General features: G+C 52.5%; 11 protein-coding genes. 3 read left to right on the top strand and 8 right to left on the bottom strand.

Annotated features, from left to right (window positions below; genetic code table 11):
- Positions 1–230: 230 nt before the first annotated feature.
- A complete protein-coding gene (locus HMPREF2958_RS08390; protein ID WP_070697650.1) occupies positions 231–3,845 on the bottom strand; it encodes an Rne/Rng family ribonuclease in 3,615 nt (1,204 codons plus the stop codon).
- Positions 3,846–4,315: 470 nt separating this feature from the next.
- Entirely contained in the window at positions 4,316–4,555 is a 240-nt protein-coding gene (locus HMPREF2958_RS08385) for a nucleoside-diphosphate sugar epimerase (protein ID WP_238382412.1), read from the bottom strand.
- A 159-nt stretch (positions 4,556–4,714) separates the two neighbouring features.
- Between HMPREF2958_RS08385 and ndk the strand changes: the two genes are divergently transcribed.
- Complete coding sequence (gene ndk, locus HMPREF2958_RS08380; protein WP_070697649.1) at positions 4,715–5,128, top strand: nucleoside-diphosphate kinase; 414 nt, start codon at positions 4,715–4,717, stop codon at positions 5,126–5,128.
- Positions 5,129–5,207: 79 nt separating this feature from the next.
- Here ndk and HMPREF2958_RS08375 read toward each other — a convergent pair whose 3' ends face one another.
- The 4 genes from HMPREF2958_RS08375 to ileS form a co-directional block, all read right to left on the bottom strand.
- Entirely contained in the window at positions 5,208–5,882 is a 675-nt protein-coding gene (locus tag HMPREF2958_RS08375; RefSeq protein ID WP_070697648.1) for a vitamin K epoxide reductase family protein, read from the bottom strand.
- Between the two features lie 200 nt (positions 5,883–6,082).
- The gene (locus HMPREF2958_RS08370; RefSeq protein WP_013399189.1) at positions 6,083–6,541 is read right to left on the bottom strand and encodes a DUF4233 domain-containing protein; all 459 of its coding nucleotides are present in this window, start codon (positions 6,539–6,541) and stop codon (positions 6,083–6,085) included.
- A gap of 6 nt (positions 6,542–6,547) precedes the next feature.
- A complete protein-coding gene (locus tag HMPREF2958_RS08365) occupies positions 6,548–8,116 on the bottom strand; it encodes a bifunctional folylpolyglutamate synthase/dihydrofolate synthase (protein ID WP_070697647.1) in 1,569 nt (522 codons plus the stop codon).
- Between the two features lie 163 nt (positions 8,117–8,279).
- Positions 8,280–11,627: an isoleucine--tRNA ligase gene (gene ileS / locus HMPREF2958_RS08360; protein WP_070697646.1), complete on the bottom strand. Its 3,348-nt coding sequence runs from the start codon at positions 11,625–11,627 to the stop codon at positions 8,280–8,282.
- Positions 11,628–12,682: 1,055 nt separating this feature from the next.
- On the opposite strand from ileS, the gene HMPREF2958_RS08355 reads away from it, so the two are divergent.
- Positions 12,683–13,195 (top strand): DUF3995 domain-containing protein, encoded by a 513-nt coding sequence (locus tag HMPREF2958_RS08355; RefSeq protein ID WP_246828091.1) that lies wholly within the window; start codon positions 12,683–12,685, stop codon positions 13,193–13,195.
- A gap of 260 nt (positions 13,196–13,455) precedes the next feature.
- Here the strand turns inward: HMPREF2958_RS08355 and HMPREF2958_RS08350 are convergent, their stop codons facing one another.
- Both HMPREF2958_RS08350 and nirD read right to left on the bottom strand, forming a co-directional pair.
- Entirely contained in the window at positions 13,456–14,259 is an 804-nt protein-coding gene (locus HMPREF2958_RS08350) for a DUF6318 family protein (RefSeq protein ID WP_070697645.1), read from the bottom strand.
- A 135-nt stretch (positions 14,260–14,394) separates the two neighbouring features.
- Entirely contained in the window at positions 14,395–14,736 is a 342-nt protein-coding gene (nirD, locus tag HMPREF2958_RS08345; protein WP_070524084.1) for a nitrite reductase small subunit NirD, read from the bottom strand.
- A 514-nt stretch (positions 14,737–15,250) separates the two neighbouring features.
- Between nirD and nirB the strand changes: the two genes are divergently transcribed.
- The gene (nirB, locus tag HMPREF2958_RS08340) at positions 15,251–17,938 is read left to right on the top strand and encodes a nitrite reductase large subunit NirB (RefSeq protein ID WP_070697644.1); all 2,688 of its coding nucleotides are present in this window, start codon (positions 15,251–15,253) and stop codon (positions 17,936–17,938) included.
- Positions 17,939–17,944 lie beyond the last annotated feature (6 nt).

Here is a 17,944-nt window from a genome sequence, read left to right as displayed (position 1 = left end):
CGGTGGTGTCTTCCGGAAGTCCTCACTATGGGAAAAACCAGAAGCGGTATCTCCCGCTGACCCTGCGTCGATAGGGCTTCACTGAGATAAATACCAATCGTTAAGGATACTGTATGCGCGGGGTCATGCGCAATTGTATCCCTAAACTATAAAATAACGTTGGCAATACAGCTTCTAGTCCTGCATTGCCAACGTTATATTCATCATCTACGGCAAGGAATCATATACGGTTAGCCTTCCTTACCAACCCGCTTAATATCTGCAGCAGAAACACCGATACCGAAGAGAGTCGGAGCCTCAGATTCGACGGGTGCTTTCGCATCTGCCACAGAAGCCGAAGCCACGACCGAACCGTGAGCCGACTCGGTGGCGTCCACCGTCACGACCTTCGACTGCGCTCCCGCCGACGAAGCGGCTCGACGGGAGCGACGTTTACGCGGTGCAGATGAAGCAGCTGGCGCAGCTATCTTCTGCTGAGAACCATCTTTATCATTCTGAGTCTCAACCGAGTTAGAGGCAGATCCGCCGGGGGTAATCACACCGGACACACGCGGCGCACCGCCAATAACACCGCTTACACGGGGGGTCGAAGCTGACTCTTCCGCACGTTGCTCCTGCCCTCGACCTGAACGCTCCTTCTCAGAGGAACGGCGCGAACGGCGGCGCTTACGTGGGCTCTCGTGCACATCTTCAACCTGCAGATTCTCACGCTCGGCGCGAGGCGACTTCTGCTCTGCTGAAGACTGGTCACCTTGATTTGACTTAAATCCACCGCTCTCGCTGCGGGTAATGCGGCCAGCCTTTTGTGAGGCACGAGCCTTCGCCTCTCCAGCGCGGATAGCCTCCGAACGGGAAGACTCGCGGGTAAACCGAGCATCATGTTCTGGGTTCAAATCACGATCGAATGCCCCAGCAAGCTGTTCCAATGTGAAGTCACCCTGCTCACCAATCCAATCGGTCTCGGTTACCTCAGCAACCTTGTCCTCACGGGATGAGACTTCGCGGTGTGCCTTCGCTCCCGCTTTGATGCCTTGAATCTCCTGCTCCAGCGAAAGCTCGGTAGTTTCGGTACGACGAGAGCGCTTACGACGTTTACGCTTCTTACGGTTTGCTTGGTCCTCAGCTTCAAGCTCGTCAGCCGAGTGCAAGGCTGCAGCAATAGAGGCCATAGCGTTGCGGCGCTCTGCCTTCTTCTCGTCCTTCTCTGAGTCCACGCCATCAGCGGCATCACGGGTATTATTGCGCGAAGCCGCTCGTGAACGCTTACGTTCGGTGCGCTCTTGACGGTGAATGAAATCGGAGGCACCGCCGGAACGTCCGCTTAACGGCTGATCGTGCACCAGCAAACCACGGCCACCGCATGAGTCACATTGCTCAGAGAAGACCTCAAGAAGACCTGTTCCCAAACGTTTACGGGTCATCTGCACAAGACCCAGCGAGGTTACTTCAGCAACCTGGTGCTTAGTGCGGTCACGCCCCAGACACTCGATCAGACGACGCAGCACAAGATCACGGTTTGATTCAAGCACCATATCAATAAAGTCGATAACAATAATGCCGCCAATATCACGCAGACGCAGCTGACGCACGATCTCCTCTGCCGCCTCCAAGTTATTCTTGGTGACGGTCTCTTCAAGGTTACCGCCGCTACCGGTAAATTTACCGGTGTTAACATCTACCACGGTCATAGCTTCGGTACGGTCGATCACCAAGGAACCCCCCGAAGGAAGATATACCTTGCGGTCTAGTGCCTTCGCCAGCTGCTCATTAATGCGGTAATGGTCGAAAAGATCATCTTCGTCCTCCCACTTCTGCAGGCGTGAGAGCAGATCAGGAGCAACATAGGTCACGTAGGCCTCAATAGAGTCCCATGCGCTCTGGCCCTGCACGATCATAGAGGTGAAATCCTCGTTGAAGACATCGCGCACGGTCTTAATCATCAGGTCAGGTTCCTGATAGAGCATTTCGGGGGCAAGCACCTTGCGGGAATTCGCTTTTTCCTGAATCTCTTCCCACTGCGCGCGCAAGCGATTAATATCGTGGGTCAACTCTTCTTCGGACGCGCCTTCCGCTGCAGTACGCACAATCACACCCGCGCCATCGGGCAGCTTATCCTTCAAAATCTTTTTGAGGCGTGCACGCTCAGTATCGGGGAGCTTACGCGAAATACCGGTCATTGAGCCACCGGGAACATACACCAGGAAGCGACCGGGAAGCGAAACCTGACTCGTCAAACGCGCGCCCTTATGACCGATTGGGTCTTTGGTCACCTGCACCAGCACGGAATCGCCCGGTTTAAGTGCATTCTCGATCTTGCGGGGTGCACCGTCAAGACCGGTAACATCCCAGTTCACTTCACCCGCATAGAGAACAGCGTTACGACCGCGCCCAATATCGACGAATGCTGCCTCCATGGACGGAAGAACATTCTGCACTTTGCCAAGGTAAACGTTCCCAATCAAGGAATCCTGCTGGGTTTTAGAGACAAAGTGCTCTGCCAGCACGCCGTCTTCGAGAACTCCAATCTGAATGCGCCCCTCTTTTTGGCGCACAAGCATCTGACGATCTACTGACTCGCGACGCGCCAAAAACTCTGCCTCGGTCACGATGTGACGACGGCGACCCAGCGACCGGGACTCGCGGCGGCGCGCACGTTTAGCTTCAAGACGGGTAGAACCACGCACGCCAGTCACGGTGTCAGAAGCATGAGAATCTGCAAGGCGAGGAGTGCGGACCTTGGTAACGGTCTCAACCTCATCGTCGGCGTTACCTTCAATTTCTATATCTTCGGTTCCACGACGGCGACGGCGACGGCGGTGACTCGTCACCTCAGCTTCAGCTGCTGCCTCTTCACGACGGCGCTCCATACGGTCGCGGCGCTCTTGTTCCAAACGCTCGGCACGCAAACGCTCACGCTCCACAGCAACCGCAGAAGCAAGCTCAGAAAGCTCAGTGGGTTCGGGCGAATAGAATAGAGGCATAGCGCCCGGGCGCACCGATTCGCGCAACTGCGCAATCTTCTCATTCTGTACGTCACGCAAAGTTTTTGCTGGCTCCGCCGTTTCCTCTTCGTCTGACTCTTCATCTTCGAATGTGCTGGCAGCGCTCTCTTCGTCTGTCGGCTCAGAAGTCTCAGCTTCATCCTCTTCAGCGTCGTAGGTCGCTTGAGGCTCAGAGTCTTCATCGTTCTCTGCCACTAATTCCTCTGACTGGATGGTATGAGGTTCTTCAGCTTCTTCGGTGTTTTCTTCCGAAGATATAATGGCTGTCTTATCTTCTTGAGCAGCTTCTTCAGTCTGGGCTTCTTCACGGCTATCAGAGACAGGCTCTGCTACCTCAGCCTGTTCGGCAAGTTCGGACACCTCAGTGTCCACTTCGGGAGAGGCAAGGTTTTCGGCAGAAGAATCGCGGGTTTCAGTTTTCTGAGATTTGGGTTGGGGCATAGTTTCATCAGCTGATGCTGCAGACTCGTTGGCTTGGGTAAAAAGAGTATCAAGAGTGTTCGCTACTTCTTCGGCAGAGGCCGCAGCCACAGTCTTCCTTGGTGCAGGGGCATGCTTAGCCTTCTGATTGCGTAAATCCGTTAACCCAGCCGCAACAGCGTCTTCGGGCGTGGGTTCAGCAACTTTCTTAGCGCGCGATGAGTTTTTACGACGCGATGCTGCCGATACTGCAGATTCACTACCCTTCAGGGAATCTGCCTGCTTTTCAACCCGGGTATTATTTTTTTCCTGATGAGTTCTCATCATCTCGCCGGAGATATCTTGTTTATCAGCGAGAGAGATCATGTCAGCAAGAACATCCATATTCATGCTAGATTGATGGGCGTTCTTTTCGTCAGCCATTCTTTTCTTTCTTCTTCCTTCAAGAATTTTACGCCGCATCGTAAAATTCTCTGCATCAACGCGTTAGCGTGTCATAAGCCTAGTTACCAAGAAATACGTGGCTCAAGCCTGCTCTTTGTGTCTGCCTTCGTTTGCTTCCGGGCGTACAAGACGGCGAGCACGAAGCCGACTTACTCCGCAAATACGGCGGATGCGTTTCTTCATGATGTTCTCGGCCAGTATGTTTAACCGAGATGTCACTAAGATGCCAATGCCTGGGGTCATCATCCGATAACGTCTTATCTGAACTTTTGCTATGACGGATGCGCGTGCACGTTCTCTCGATCAATATACTGGGTATCTTTTATGCGTGCGGGGCATAAAAACGTACCGCTCATCATTATACCGTGTGCAATCCAGAACACCCTATACATGCATAAAAAGCGCAACGTTGGTGTGACCAACATTGCGCTTATCACGAGAGTAAAAACCTAGCCGAGACCTAGTTCAGCATCACGTTTTTCGCGTGCTTTCTGCGCCAGTTTTGGGTTACTAGGCAGATACTCTGGCCCGGAACCTGTGGCAAAGGGAATACCGAGGATGAAAGCGAAAGGAGCTGCGATCAGTAAAATAACCCACACCATCGAGAACTTTCCTGCGGTCAGAAAGAGTAGCGCCGCCAAAAAAATTACTGCTGACGCCAGCATCAATGTTGTGCCAAAGCCTTTCACGGATTCTCCTCGGTGATTGAACAATAACGCTACGATTATACGCCTCTTCTTAAAAATTTCGATGGCGTAGCTTGACAGAAGCACACATGTCGGCGCCTCTTTCCCCTATGATATTGAACAACCGCCACAGAATGAACGCAAACAAGATAGAGGAAAATTATGACCGAAAAGACCCTAATTCTGATAAAGCCTGACGGTGTTGAACGCGGGCTTATTGGCGAGATTTTGAGCCGCTTTGAGACTAAGGGTTACGTGATTGAAGGACTGAAAATGCTTCAGCCCACCGAAGAACTTCTCGCCCAGCACTATGCTGAGCACGCAGGCAAGCCTTTCTATCGTTCCCTCGTGGATTTCATGGTTTCTGGTCCCGTGGTCGCCGCTGTTCTCAGCGGAGATCGTGTAATCGAGGGTGTACGTACAATGCTGGGGACCTCAGACCCAACGACGGCAGCACCGGGAACAATTCGTGGAGATTACGGACGTGATTGGGGTGAGGGTGTGCAAAAGAACCTGGTGCATGCCTCAGACTCCCCCGAATCTGCAGCCCGTGAGATTGCTCTTTGGATGTCTTAGAGTTGAAACCATATAACAGTGAGGGTGGGTCTTCCATAATCTTCTGGAAGGCCCACCCTCACTTTTTGTACTAGAAAAATTAGCGCATCATATTCATGATCACATCGAAGAAGCGGATCACAATAATCCCAAAGATGAGAATGAGCACCAAGGTGATAGTAAACCAGCTCCACGTACCGATACTCTCACGAATATTTTCAGGGGCAGGAATAACGCTATGAGAAATATTGCGTACCGTCACTTTTATGAACATGGTAATCGTCATAACCCACACGATCATACAGAAAAGGCATAGGGCGTTAATATGGAAGGTAGTCTCAAACCAGAGCCAGAAGACAAACGCCGTAGCGAGCGCTAAGCCGATGTTGGTGGCTACCCAGAACCATTTTTTGAAGGTAGCTCCTGCAAGCATGGAGGCGGCTATCGTCATAACGATGGAGAACCCTATGAGTCCGATGAAGGGGTTGGGGAATCCAAAGGCTTCAGCTTGCGGGGTACGCATCACGGTGCCGCAGTTAAGAAGGGCGTTGATGTCGCAGACCGAGGTATGCCCCGCATCCACGAAAATCTGAAGGCGCTCAAAAACAAGGGTTGCCGATGAAGCTAGGGCTATAGCTCCCGTCATAAAGAGCCAGATCGCTAAGGAACGCTCCGATCCTTCTGCCGTATCTCGCTCACGAGAGGAAACCTGGGAGTCTATAACATCTTTAGATAGTAGATCGTCGGTTTCCGATGTTTGCTCAACGGCACCCATGTGCTGCTCCTTTACATATACCTGTTTATCGGTGATAAGTGACGCATCATACCGCAGCCGCAGTATGATGCGTTAAACCCTTTGTAGCTATCCTAACGTGTTCGGCGCCTAGGGTTAAGTTTCTCGCCATAAAGACAGGGATTTTTATACCTATATCTTGGTGTTGCCAGCGATCATGGCATAATCGCCTGTATCGTTGCTTACTCACTCTCATGTAAGTTTTTACGCTCCCATTCTTCTTGTTCGGCGGCGCGTATTTCGTTTTCGGCATCGATGCGGGTACCGGCGTGTAGCGCATACCACCAGCAGGCAACAAACGGGATTGTTACCACGAGCGAGAAGGGTAACGCAATGACTGAGGCAAGAAGCATGGTGCCTTGAAGCACCCAACCAGCCGAGTATCCCCACGGTTTCATCAGCTTAGCGGGTAGGAATATACACGCACCGGCAAGAACTAAACCTGCAACCCAGATTATAATTTTTACAGTGCTCGGATCGTTGAAATGAAGTCCGAAAACGGCTAGTGTGCCGAAGAAAATCGTGAATGCTTCGAGTACCAAAATGGTGGAAGCAAACATGACTTTCGTAGAACGTGGTTTCTTAACCGTCCCGGGCTTCCATTCCCGTTGAGCGCGTGTCATAAACTGCTTTTTTGCCATATGGTCTTAGCTTTCCTCAGGATTATCGGTGCCGTCTGCCAGAGGCAGTCCCAATGAGTCTTCTAACGGGATTTCACGAGGTTCCTCCCCCGCTAGTTCAGCCATAATCTCGCCGAATAGTTCATCGGAATCGGTTTCTGCAGCCTCAGCGAGTTCTTCAGGCTCAGCGTTGTGCTGTGCAGTGGATTCTTGGGCGGGTTGTGCCAGCAGGGTACGCGCCTCCCCAATGACCGTGACCGATCCTGTTACCAACACACCAGCAGATTCCTGCTCAAAGAGGGCGTTTTCCATAGCGGTGGCAAGAGCCTCATCCAAGTGGTCACATACCGTAATAATGTCTTCGTCGAACCCGGCGTCGAGGGCGATCTCTTGAAGTTCTTCCGGGGCAATGGCTCGGGAAGAATCTGAGGCAGAAAGATACAACCGGAAGGTAGCATCGGTTGAGTCTACGTATTCTTCACGAAGCACTTCAAAAATACCGAGAGCGTCTTTTTCGCCTAGAATACCGACGACTGCATGCACATGGGACAGTTCAAATGCCTCTTTAAAAGCCGTAGATGCGGCGCGCACCCCATGCGGGTTATGAGCGGCATCAAGCACCACCAAAGGCTCGCTACGAATCATCTCAAGTCGCCCCGGTGAACGTACCTGAGCAAATCCGGCGAGTACTACATCTCGCGCAAGGGCACGATCCCCACCGAAAAATGCCTCGACTGCGGCAAGAGCTAATGATGCGTTCTGCCCCTGGTGCTCACCGTGTAGGGGGAGCTCAATCTCAGGGTATTCTCCTGCTAAACCTCGGAGAGTCAAAAGCTGCCCGCCGACCGCGCGGGCACGCTCAACCACACCAAATTCAACACCTTCGAAGGCGTACTTGGCGTTTTGCTTACGAGCAGTATCAAGAAGTATGGTCGCTACTTCAGGGTCTTGCGCCGCAGAAATAAGGTATCCGTCGGGTTTAATAATCCCGGCTTTTTCCGTTGCAATCTCAGCCAGGGTATCCCCCAGCATATCGGTATGATCAAGGCCAACGGGTGCCACGACAGAGACAATACCGTCGGCTACATTCGTAGAATCCCACGAACCACCGATCCCGACTTCTAGAATCACCACGTCCACGGGCTCATCGGCAAAAATAGCGAAAGCAAGCACGGTGATGGACTCAAAGAACGTAAGTTTTGGTTCTCCGCGTGCAGCAAATTCTTCGTCCACAAGAGTGAGGTATGGCAAAATTTCATCCCAAACGCGCACGAACGTGGCATCAGGCACCAGTTCACCGTTAATGCTGATGCGCTCAGTAACGCTTTCGAGATGCGGGCTAGTAAAACGCCCGGTGCGCAGATCATGAGCCAACAAAAGCGATTCAATCATGCGGGCGGTACTGGTTTTACCGTTAGTTCCAGTGATGTGGATGACCGGGGCGGCGCGGTGCACATCCCCGAGGATTTCAACGGCCCGGCGAACCGCATCCAGCCGGGGAGCCATCTTATTTTCGGGGGCACGTGCCAGCAATTCACCGTAGACGCGTTCAACCCCTTCGGGGTCTGGGATTGCCGGGTAGCTCATCTCGCTCATAGTGTTCTTTCTTTGGATGGTATCAAGCTGTGCGGCACAGCGTCTTTACCAGGATTCTGCCTTATGTACAGATATATGTTTGGGTGTATAGCCGCCCCAGCACGGTACATACCGCGGTGTGTTATATGTGCTGGGGCGGCTTAGAGGCTATATTGCCTCTATTCTATGCTGCCTTTGCGACCGTAATGGTCAGGCTCTCGCCCTCCGTGAGGTCCAGGGAAACCGCCAGGGTCTCGCCAGTGACCAGTTCCTCGTGGGTGCGCAGAGCCTCCAAGGTCTCCTGCGGGGCACTCACCGTTAGGTTGATGCGGTCAGAGACATTCAGTCCGGCATCTTTACGGGCCTGCTGAATAGCGCGAATAGTATCGCGGGCAATACCTTCCGCCACAAGTTCATCGGTTAATTCGATGTTCAGCACTAGGAAACCGCCGGGCAGCACGGCTGCCGCTTCACGTTCGGTACCATCGTCCGAGGAAGCTACCACGGTTGCCAGCTCATATTCGCCGTCAACTAATGCAAGTCCGCCGTCGATGGTGTCGAAAGCAACGGTCACGGTACCGTCTTCGGCGATTGTCCAATCGCCAGATTTTGACGCCTTAATGGCTGTCTGAACCTGTTTACCAAGGCGAGGACCTGCGGCACGGGCATTCACCTTCAGCTGTTGCGAGATACCGTAGTCGGCAGGGTTAGCGTCTTGTGCATTCACGAGGATAACCTCACGCAGGTTCAGCTCGTCCTTCACAATCTTGGCGAAGTAATCGGCACCCTTAGCACCGAATGCGGTTTCCAGCTGTGCGAACTGCTCGTTGGCAATGGCCGCCGTGAGCGATTGCAGAGGCTGACGCACACGGATCTTCTTCTCTTTACGCAGAGAAGACCCTACAGAGCATACCGCCCGTACGGTTTCCATGAGCGAAAGCAGCTCAGATTCATCAGCAAAGTCTTCAGCGATAGGCCAGTCGGCAAGATGTACCGAACGCTCGCCGGTCAGGCCACGGTAGATTTCTTCGGTCGTGAGCGGCAGAAGTGACGCCGCTACCTTTGATACCGTCACCAAAGCAGTGTACAGGGTATCGAAGGCATCGGGGTCTTCATCAAAGAAGCGTTCACGCGAGCGGCGCACATACCAGTTGGTGAGCGCATCAGCGTAAAGACGCAGATGCTCGCAGGCGCTCCAGATATCGTAAGAGTCCATGTCTACGGTAACCTGCTGTACCAGCTCCCGGGTTTTGCCCAAAATAAAGCGGTCCATCACATGCTGCGAATCGTACTTCACCTGTGCCGTATATCCCGCACCTTTGTTGGCAGCATTCGCATAGAGAGCGAAGAAGTGATAGACGTTCCAGAGCGGAAGCATCACCTGTCGTACCCCTTCACGAATCCCCTGCTCGGTCACAATCAGGTTGCCACCGCGCAGAATCGGCGATGACATGAGGAACCAGCGCATAGCGTCTGAGCCGTCGCGGTCAAGAACTTCAGAGACATCCGGGTAGTTGCGCAACGACTTTGACATTTTCTGCCCGTCAGAACCAAGCACGATGCCGTGGCTGACAACATTCTTGAAGGCAGGGCGGTCAAATAGTGCGGTCGCCAAAATATGCAAAGTGTAGAACCAACCGCGGGTCTGACCAATATACTCAACGATGAAATCCGCCGGATAGTGGTTCTCGAACCAGTCCTTATTCTCGAAGGGATAGTGAACCTGCGCATACGGCATCGATCCGGAGTCAAACCATACGTCCAGCACGTCTTCGACGCGACGCATCGTAGACTTACCCGTTGGATCATCAGGGTTTGGACGCGTCAGCTCATCAATATAGGGACGGTGCAGATCTGGCTTCCCCTCCTTGTTCAGCGGCAGACGACCGAAGTCAGCTTTGAGTTCTTCGAGCGATCCGTAAACATCAACACGAGGATAATTTGGATCGTCCGAAACCCAAACGGGAATAGGAGAACCCCAGAAACGGTTGCGCGAAATTGACCAGTCGCGAGCGTTCTCAACCCACTTACCAAACTGCCCGTACTTGACATTTTCGGGAATCCAGTTGATCTGCTCGTTCAGCTCAGACATGCGGTCTTTGAACTCGGTCACCTTCACATACCAAGAGGTAATGGCGCGGTAGATAAGAGGATTACGACAGCGCCAGCAGTGTGGGTAGGAGTGCACATAGGATTTCTCCACGATGAGCGCACCATCTGCCTTGAGAGCATTAATAATGGTGCGGTTTGCCTCGAAAACCTGAACTCCGGCGATACCCGCAAGCGCGGTAGACCCCGAGGGGCTAGGTTGTTCAAATAAGGGAATGAACTTGGCGCCTTCATCTACCGAAAGCACTACGGGAATATCGTAGGATTCACAAACTTTCTGGTCGTCTTCACCATAGGCGGGTGCCTGATGAACGATACCGGTACCATCGGTGGTACTTACGTAATCGGCAACGAGAATCTGCCATGAAGTTCCTGTGCCCCATTTCTCGGCATCGGCGAAGTAATCCCACAGCGGAGTGTAACGCACGCCTTCTAGTTGGGAGCCGGTGTAGCGCGCTGTGATGGCGGCTGCCGCATCCTCGGCGGGGCTCTCCCCTGCATACCCGAGGTCTTTCGCATAGGTTCCCAGCAGATCAGCGGCAATCAGGAAGCGCCGTCCACTGAACTCCCTGGCACCGGGAACTACGACGTATTCAATGTCGGGTCCGACGGCGAGCGCCTGGTTGGTGGGTAAGGTCCAGGGGGTGGTGGTCCAGGCAAGCGCCTCAACGCCTGCCAGTTCAGCGACAACGTTTTTATTGGCAGCGAGCGAGTCGTCCGCGGTGAGAGCGAAAGCTACCGTGACGGTCTGATCCTGGCGATCCTGATAGACGTCGTCATCCATGCGCAGCTCATGGTTCGATAACGGGGTTTCGTCTTTCCAGCAGTACGGCAGAACACGGAACCCTTGGTACGTGAGTCCTTTATCGTAGAGACGCTTGAACGCCCAGATCACGGATTCCATGTACTCAACGTTGAGGGTCTTATAGTCGTTCTCGAAGTCCACCCAACGCGCCTGCCTGGTAACGTATTGTTCCCATTCGTTGGTGTATTTGAGCACGGAGGCGCGTGCGGCATCGTTGAAATTATCGATGCCCATCTCTAGGATTTCTTGTTTATCGGTCATACCGAGCTGTTTCATGGCTTCAAGCTCGGCAGGCAGACCATGAGTATCCCAGCCGAAGCGGCGTTCTACTTTATGCCCGCGCTGAGTTTGGTAACGTGCTACAAGGTCTTTCGCGTAACCAGTGAGCAGGTGCCCGTAGTGCGGCAGACCATTTGCAAATGGAGGGCCATCGTAGAAGACGAATTCGTTATCGCCGTGGGGCCCGGCTTCGCGGTTATCGATAGATGCTTGGAAGGTTCCGTCTTTCTTCCAATAGTCGAGTACAGCTTCTTCGAGCTTGGGAAATTTAGGTGATGCGCTTACACCGTAGCCTGAGGTTTCAAACGCGCTCACCTTGGGGTAGATATTTTCTGACATGCAGTGCGCCCTATTTCTGTTCAGATTCCCGCCATTAGGTACGTGAACCGCACCCTTTGCCGAGGATGGACAAACGGGTGCAAGGACGCCTTCATCGTGCGCCCCTCATGGAGCGTATATGCTGGCGCGGTACCACCTTGCTTACTGATACAGACAAACGCACCGACCTCCCCCGGGGCTATGAACTGTTCATCAGGAACGTCCTTACGCCCCCGGAGAGCGGCGCGTTGAGCGAGTATCAGTCGCTTATTAACAGCTGTATCGGGCTTAACCGTCCGGGTCTACTAAGACTGCATCTGTTCCGCTAAGGCGCCCCTCGCCGCAGCGAAAAGGTGGGGTCCCGCAGGTGCGGTCTGTTCTTCCGAATTGCTCGCCGGTGATCGCCGGGTCTTTGCAAACATCTACATTCTATGGGGTTTGCAGCTACGGGTGCAAGCTACAAAAAACCCAATTTTTACCCGCCTTCAGACTCTCTGTGACGCATCTCGGGCGTGTCGTAAATGCATGTTTTTACAGATATACTCAATGTTTTCATACACTTTCAGTTGAATATTAACCCTCGACACTAGATATTGGGGTCATTCTTGCCAGCATCCACTAAATATGCATTTTTACGTGCTCTGTCAACGAAAAAATTTTCGTTTATCTAGCGTTTATACAGCACATGGGACGTCCTGTTTCTCTGAAGAACACGCCCAGAATGCTGTGGGAAAGTTCACGGGTCTCCCCACATCGACTTCCTTCCTCAATGATGCACTTCTGACCTTCCGCATCAGTTCGGCACCCCCTCTGAAATAAGGGGTTATTGAGTCTGAAAAACATAGATTTTTTAACAGAAGTCCCTAGCCCCTGAAGGCTCTGCTCGGGTAAGTGTAGCTCGCGTTCTTCATGTGCACGGCAAGCAGAGTCGTCTCGGTTGCTAATTCGGGAAGCCCCAGAATCTCGGAATTCTCCATAGAAAGCAATCCGTTATGTTCTATTAGCAATAACTTTTGGGGTTATGAAACAGAAAACATCTTTGCACGATATTTACACTTCCCTCTAGATAGGAAGAGGTGACGGATTTTAGACTGGATTACATGAAGAAAACCCGTACGCGATCCGCCGGAACACCGCTGTTTATTGGAGCCGCTATCGCAGGTTTATTGCACGCTGCACCCAGCTTTTATTGGATGTGCGGCGGGATGTGGCTGTTAGATACCGTGGGGCCGATGGCTGTCGAACTACAGCAAGAGGGTAACGTTCCGGTGCGGTTTTTACTGGCTGCCGTGTTTATCGCCAAAGTTACGGGCGCACTTGTGCCGCTTATAGACCATCTACGACCACCTGCGCACGCATGGGTTCGCATTGTTTCTTGGGTTGGCGTTTTAGTGCTTATAGGCTGGGGCGGCCGTGGGACTTTTGCGGGGTGGCAGCGTGTAGTAACTGGTCAAGCTTCCCTAAGCAACCCGCTCATAGCCGGGCATACCTACCTATGGAGTCCCCTTTTCCTCATTTGGGGACTGCTGCTGTGTGGGGCGTTATTCGTCTCGCGCGCTCGCCGCCAGAAAGTGCCGTCAACAGGCTAAAGACCACTTGGCATATGACGTTAAGAGATGTTAAAGGCTCTGCCACATCGCTACTACATATAACGTTTTGGGTAGAAATGGAGGATTAAATTCCCTCGGCAGAAAGCTTCTTAATGTATCCGGTTAGTTCAAGGAATGTACAGTCGAGGATTTTTACATAATTATTATCTTCTGGCTCCCCGAAAGTATTTGGGGAGCCAGAAAAATTTTTGAAAATTACTTTAGAAAGTTCTGTGGATAAAACCGTAAGAGTAATGTAGCTAGGTAGCGGAGGAAGAGCTGTTGCCACTTTCAACAAGCTGAGGATATTTTTGCTTCAGATAGGTATTGGTTACGTACTTCCAGGACCCACCATCATAGATAGTCACCATGTAGATGTTATCCGCTGTATCTGCTGGCTGGTCTGCCACTTCTTCCTTACTAAGGTGTGCTTTATAGGCTTCAAATTTTTCACCATAATTCCAAGCAACAGCCACGATATCGGATTCGAACACTACCGTAGGCCTTTTATCAAGAATCCAACACTTGAGGTCGTACCCTTCCATCCAGCCACCGCCGTTATAAATGTCACGATACAAGTCAAATTGTGGTCGAAGATTCGGATCATCTTCATGGCTGAGTTTCTTCGCATATTCAGAATTTCCGGTAAGAACCGCGTACAGGAATGATGCCTCATAGGCGGCAAGAGCCTTATATGAGCCGTCCAGGGTCTTCTGGCGTATGGCATTCTCGTCAATATCAGGTTCGGGAACGTTCTTTGCAGGCTCGGTGTTGGTTGCGGGAGTATAACCGCCTTTATCTTTAGTCGGAAGTTTTATGTCTCCCACATATTTATTCCAGTCAGCAACGAACTTTGCGTACTCTTCCGGTGAGGTCGAGTCGCTGGGTGAACTTGTTGACGAAGCGCTAGAGCTTGAAGAGGATGAGCTGTTGCTCGGCGAGTTTTGAACACTCTTGACGGAGGGAGCGCATCCGGCGAGGGTTGCAATCCCAAAAGCCCCAAAACCAATAAGAGTAGCGCGACGTGAAGGAGTAGAGGTGAAAGTGGTGTATGGCGAATTCATTGGTTTTCTCTTTTCAGTATGCGTATGTTTTTGAGTGATTACTCTGCACCGTAACAACCGCGTCTGAAAAGACCCTGAACTTTCGTACCCACAACCTGAGAGTAGCCTAAAAGTTACAGAACAAAATTCTAAGAATTAGACCTGTAGGTAAATATCGCCGTCTCGCACTTCTAGAGGGTACACACCGATCGTATAGTCAGCGCCTGAGACACACTCACCCGTAGTGAGATCGTATACCTCTTTATAAAGAGGCGAGGCGATAGTTGAGTGCCCGTCTTTCTCTCCAACAATGCCGCGAGCAATCACAAGAGACTGACTATTAGGGTCACGATGATCGCATGCATAGTACCCATACTTAGTCTTAAAAATTGCATACTGCTGTCCGTCAACGAGGGCAACTTCGCCCCAATTTTCTTCGAGTTCACTTTCGGGACAGATGCGAACCCAGGAAGATGCTACGGCGGCATTTTCAGTCATACGGCTCTACCTTTCGACAGGTGCTATCTATGCAACCGGTCACAGTCAAGAGCTACATATCAAATTAGCATAGACAGAAGGCGGCATACGAGAGCACAAGTATTTCTTGTGTGTTCTGTTTGGAGTCTACCCTATAAAAACCACGGATAAAAATATGACATACCTAAGCTACTAAAGGTCTGAAAAACCCTTAAAACACAGCACTTTAGGGAGTTTAGGCTTACCTAAAACAACAATCCTTAGGGTCAAAAACACCCATTAATCCCTAGATATTTCAAGGAATTTCCTTAAAATTTTTCTCAAAAATACCGATTTTGGCACTTTCGTCGTATAGCCTCTGTGTAAGATAAAAACAGCGACTTTTTACAAGCAAGAATCTGCGTATAAAACAACATAATCCCACACTCTTGTTGTTCTGACTCAAGGTTTGTTCCGGGCTTTCCTGCATTGCCGGTTTCTAGAGGCAGGTCATTCTTTGCTGAAGTCGGTATACACACAACTAGGAAGGACAAATATGTCTCAGAACGGCCCTGGGAACACCGCCCGTAATATTCTGGTCGTCGGTGCAGGACCCGCAGCATGGCGTTTTGTACGCGCTTATCATGAAGGTGCCCAAGACGCTGGACGCGCCTCTGACACCATTACCGTTCTCAATGATGAACCGTATATTCCGTACGACCGCGTTGCTATCGAACAGCTTTTTAAAGATACCGGCAAAGACCTTACCCTTGGCGACCCAGCGCTCTGGGACGAGTCCACGATCAACCTGGTTAACAATACCCGTGGCGAATCACTCAACCGTGACTCGCGCGTTGTTAAAGGTTCAGACGGCGTAGACTACCCCTACGATGTGCTTGTATTCGCTACCGGTTCAAGTGCGGTGCGCATTCCGATTCCTAACGCAGATTGCGCCCATGTATTCCGCACCGCAGACGATGTTAAAAACATGGTCTCCGAAGTTGAACGGTTGCAGACTAAACTTGGGCGCGCACCGCGCGGTATTGTTGTCGGCGGAGGCCTTCTCGGGCTGGAAGCCGCAGAAGGTCTCAAAGACCTTGGTGCCGAACCCACCATCCTCGATGTTGCCCCATGGCTTCTCTCCGTGGAGGTCGATCAGGGCGGCGGTTACGCGGTTAACGCCCAGATCAAAGCAACCGGGATCGACATCGAAACCGGTGCGTTCATATCCGCTATCAACAAAGATACCTCAGGCGAGGTTATTTCGGTCTCCGTAGCAGATTCCACCTCGGACGAAGCCGTTATTCACCAAATTGATGCAGACCTCGTGGTCTTCGCTGCAGGTATTCGCCCCAACGATGAGCTGGCACGCGCCGCTGGACTAGAGACTGGCGAACGCGGTGGTATTCTCGTCAATAATGCATGCCACACAAGCGACGAGCATATCTGGGCTATCGGCGAAGTAGCCTGCGTACTTGGACGAACTTGGGGTCTGGTTGCCCCCGCCAACGCGATGGCGGATGCGGTCGCCAAGAATCTGCTCAACGGCAACGAAGATGCTCAGGTCGAAGAATTCGATATCGCCACGAAACTCAAATTCTCAGGCGTACAGGTTGCAGGCTTCGGTGACCGCCGCGGCACCACGGAAGGCTGCCTCGAAATTCTCTTCGCAGACCCCGCGCGCGGCATGTACCAGAAGATCGTGACCAGCGGCGACGCCAAGACTCTCCTCGGCGGCGTTTTCGTGGGAGACACCGCTCCTTTCGATTCCCTCAAGCCGCTGCTGGGACGAGAACTCCCGGCAGAGCCCAATGTGTATCTCACGGCGGCAGGTGGCGGCGACGGCATTCCTGATACAGAGCTGCCTGACGATGCCATTCTCTGCTCGTGCAACAACATTAGCTTCGGCGAAGTCCGTCAGGCAGTGGTTGACGGCAACCACGACGTACCCGCCCTAAAGGCATGCACCACGGCTGGCACCCAGTGCGGCTCCTGTGTGCCCATGCTACAGAAAACCCTCGAACAGCAGATGAAAAAGATGGGTATGACCGTCTCTAAGGCGCTGTGCGAACACTTCGATTTCTCCCGCGCAGAGCTTGCAGAAGCGGTACGCCTTACTAACCTCGACGACTTCGATTCGGTCATTGCACGCTTTGGGCACGGCGGCGACGGCTGTGCTATCTGTAAACCAACGGTCGCATCCATTCTTTCATCTTTCCGCAACTCCTACGTGCTCGATGCCGGTCGCGGCGGCCTACAGGAAACCAACGATCGTGCTCTGGCAAACATGCAGAAGAATGGTACCTACTCGGTTGTGCCGCGCATCCCCGCAGGCGAAATTCCCGCTAAGAAACTGGCCGTCATTGCTGCTGTTGCGGATGAGTTCAACCTCTACGTCAAGATCACCGGTGCGCAACGTATCGGTATGTTTGGCGCCCGATTGGAGCAGCTGCCCTACATTTGGGAGCGGCTGGTTGATGCTGGATTCGAATCCGGTCAGGCATACGGCAAGTCACTGCGTAACGTTAAATCCTGCCTCGGCTCAACCTGGTGCCGCTACGGTGTTCAAGACTCGGTGGGTATGGCCGTCGAGTTGGAGAATCGCTACCGCGGTCTGCGTTCACCCCACAAGTTCAAGTTTGGTGTCTCCGGCTGTAACCGTGAATGTGCTGAAGCACAGGGCAAAGACGTGGGCCTGATCGCCACCACCAACGGCTGGAACCTATACCTTGGTGGTAACGGCGGCGCGAACCCGGCGCATGGGCGCTTGTTCGTCAAGGATGCCTCCAGTGAAGAAGTTGTTCGTTACATCGACCGCTACCTCATGTACTACATCCGCACAGCGGATAAGCTACAACGCACTGCCCGATGGCTTGAAGACCTTGACGAAGAGCACGGTGATGGTTTGGCCCATCTGCAATCCGTACTCATCGAAGATTCTTTGGGAGTCTGCGAGGATCTGGAACAAGATATGCAGCGCCACGTGGATTCTTACCAGGACGAATGGGCTGCCACACTCAAAGACGAACGCCGTCTGCGCCGCTTCCGCGCCTTCATCAACGAGCCCGATGGCAGCGATGAAGCAGCGCACCTATTTGTTCTTGAACGTGAGCAGATTCGCCCAGCAACACCCGAGGAAATTGCTGCCGCAGAGAAGGGTGAAGGCAACACCGTGCTGGTGACGGGAGCGAAAATCCCAGTCGGCCCACCCAGCGCGCATAATCCTGTTCCAGCGAACGCCTAAGGACCC

The organism is Rothia sp. HMSC036D11, from assembly GCF_001814205.1.
In the GTDB taxonomy this organism is placed as follows: Bacteria; Actinomycetota; Actinomycetes; order Actinomycetales; family Micrococcaceae; genus Rothia; species Rothia dentocariosa.
This window is presented reverse-complemented; position numbering and strand designations above follow the sequence as displayed.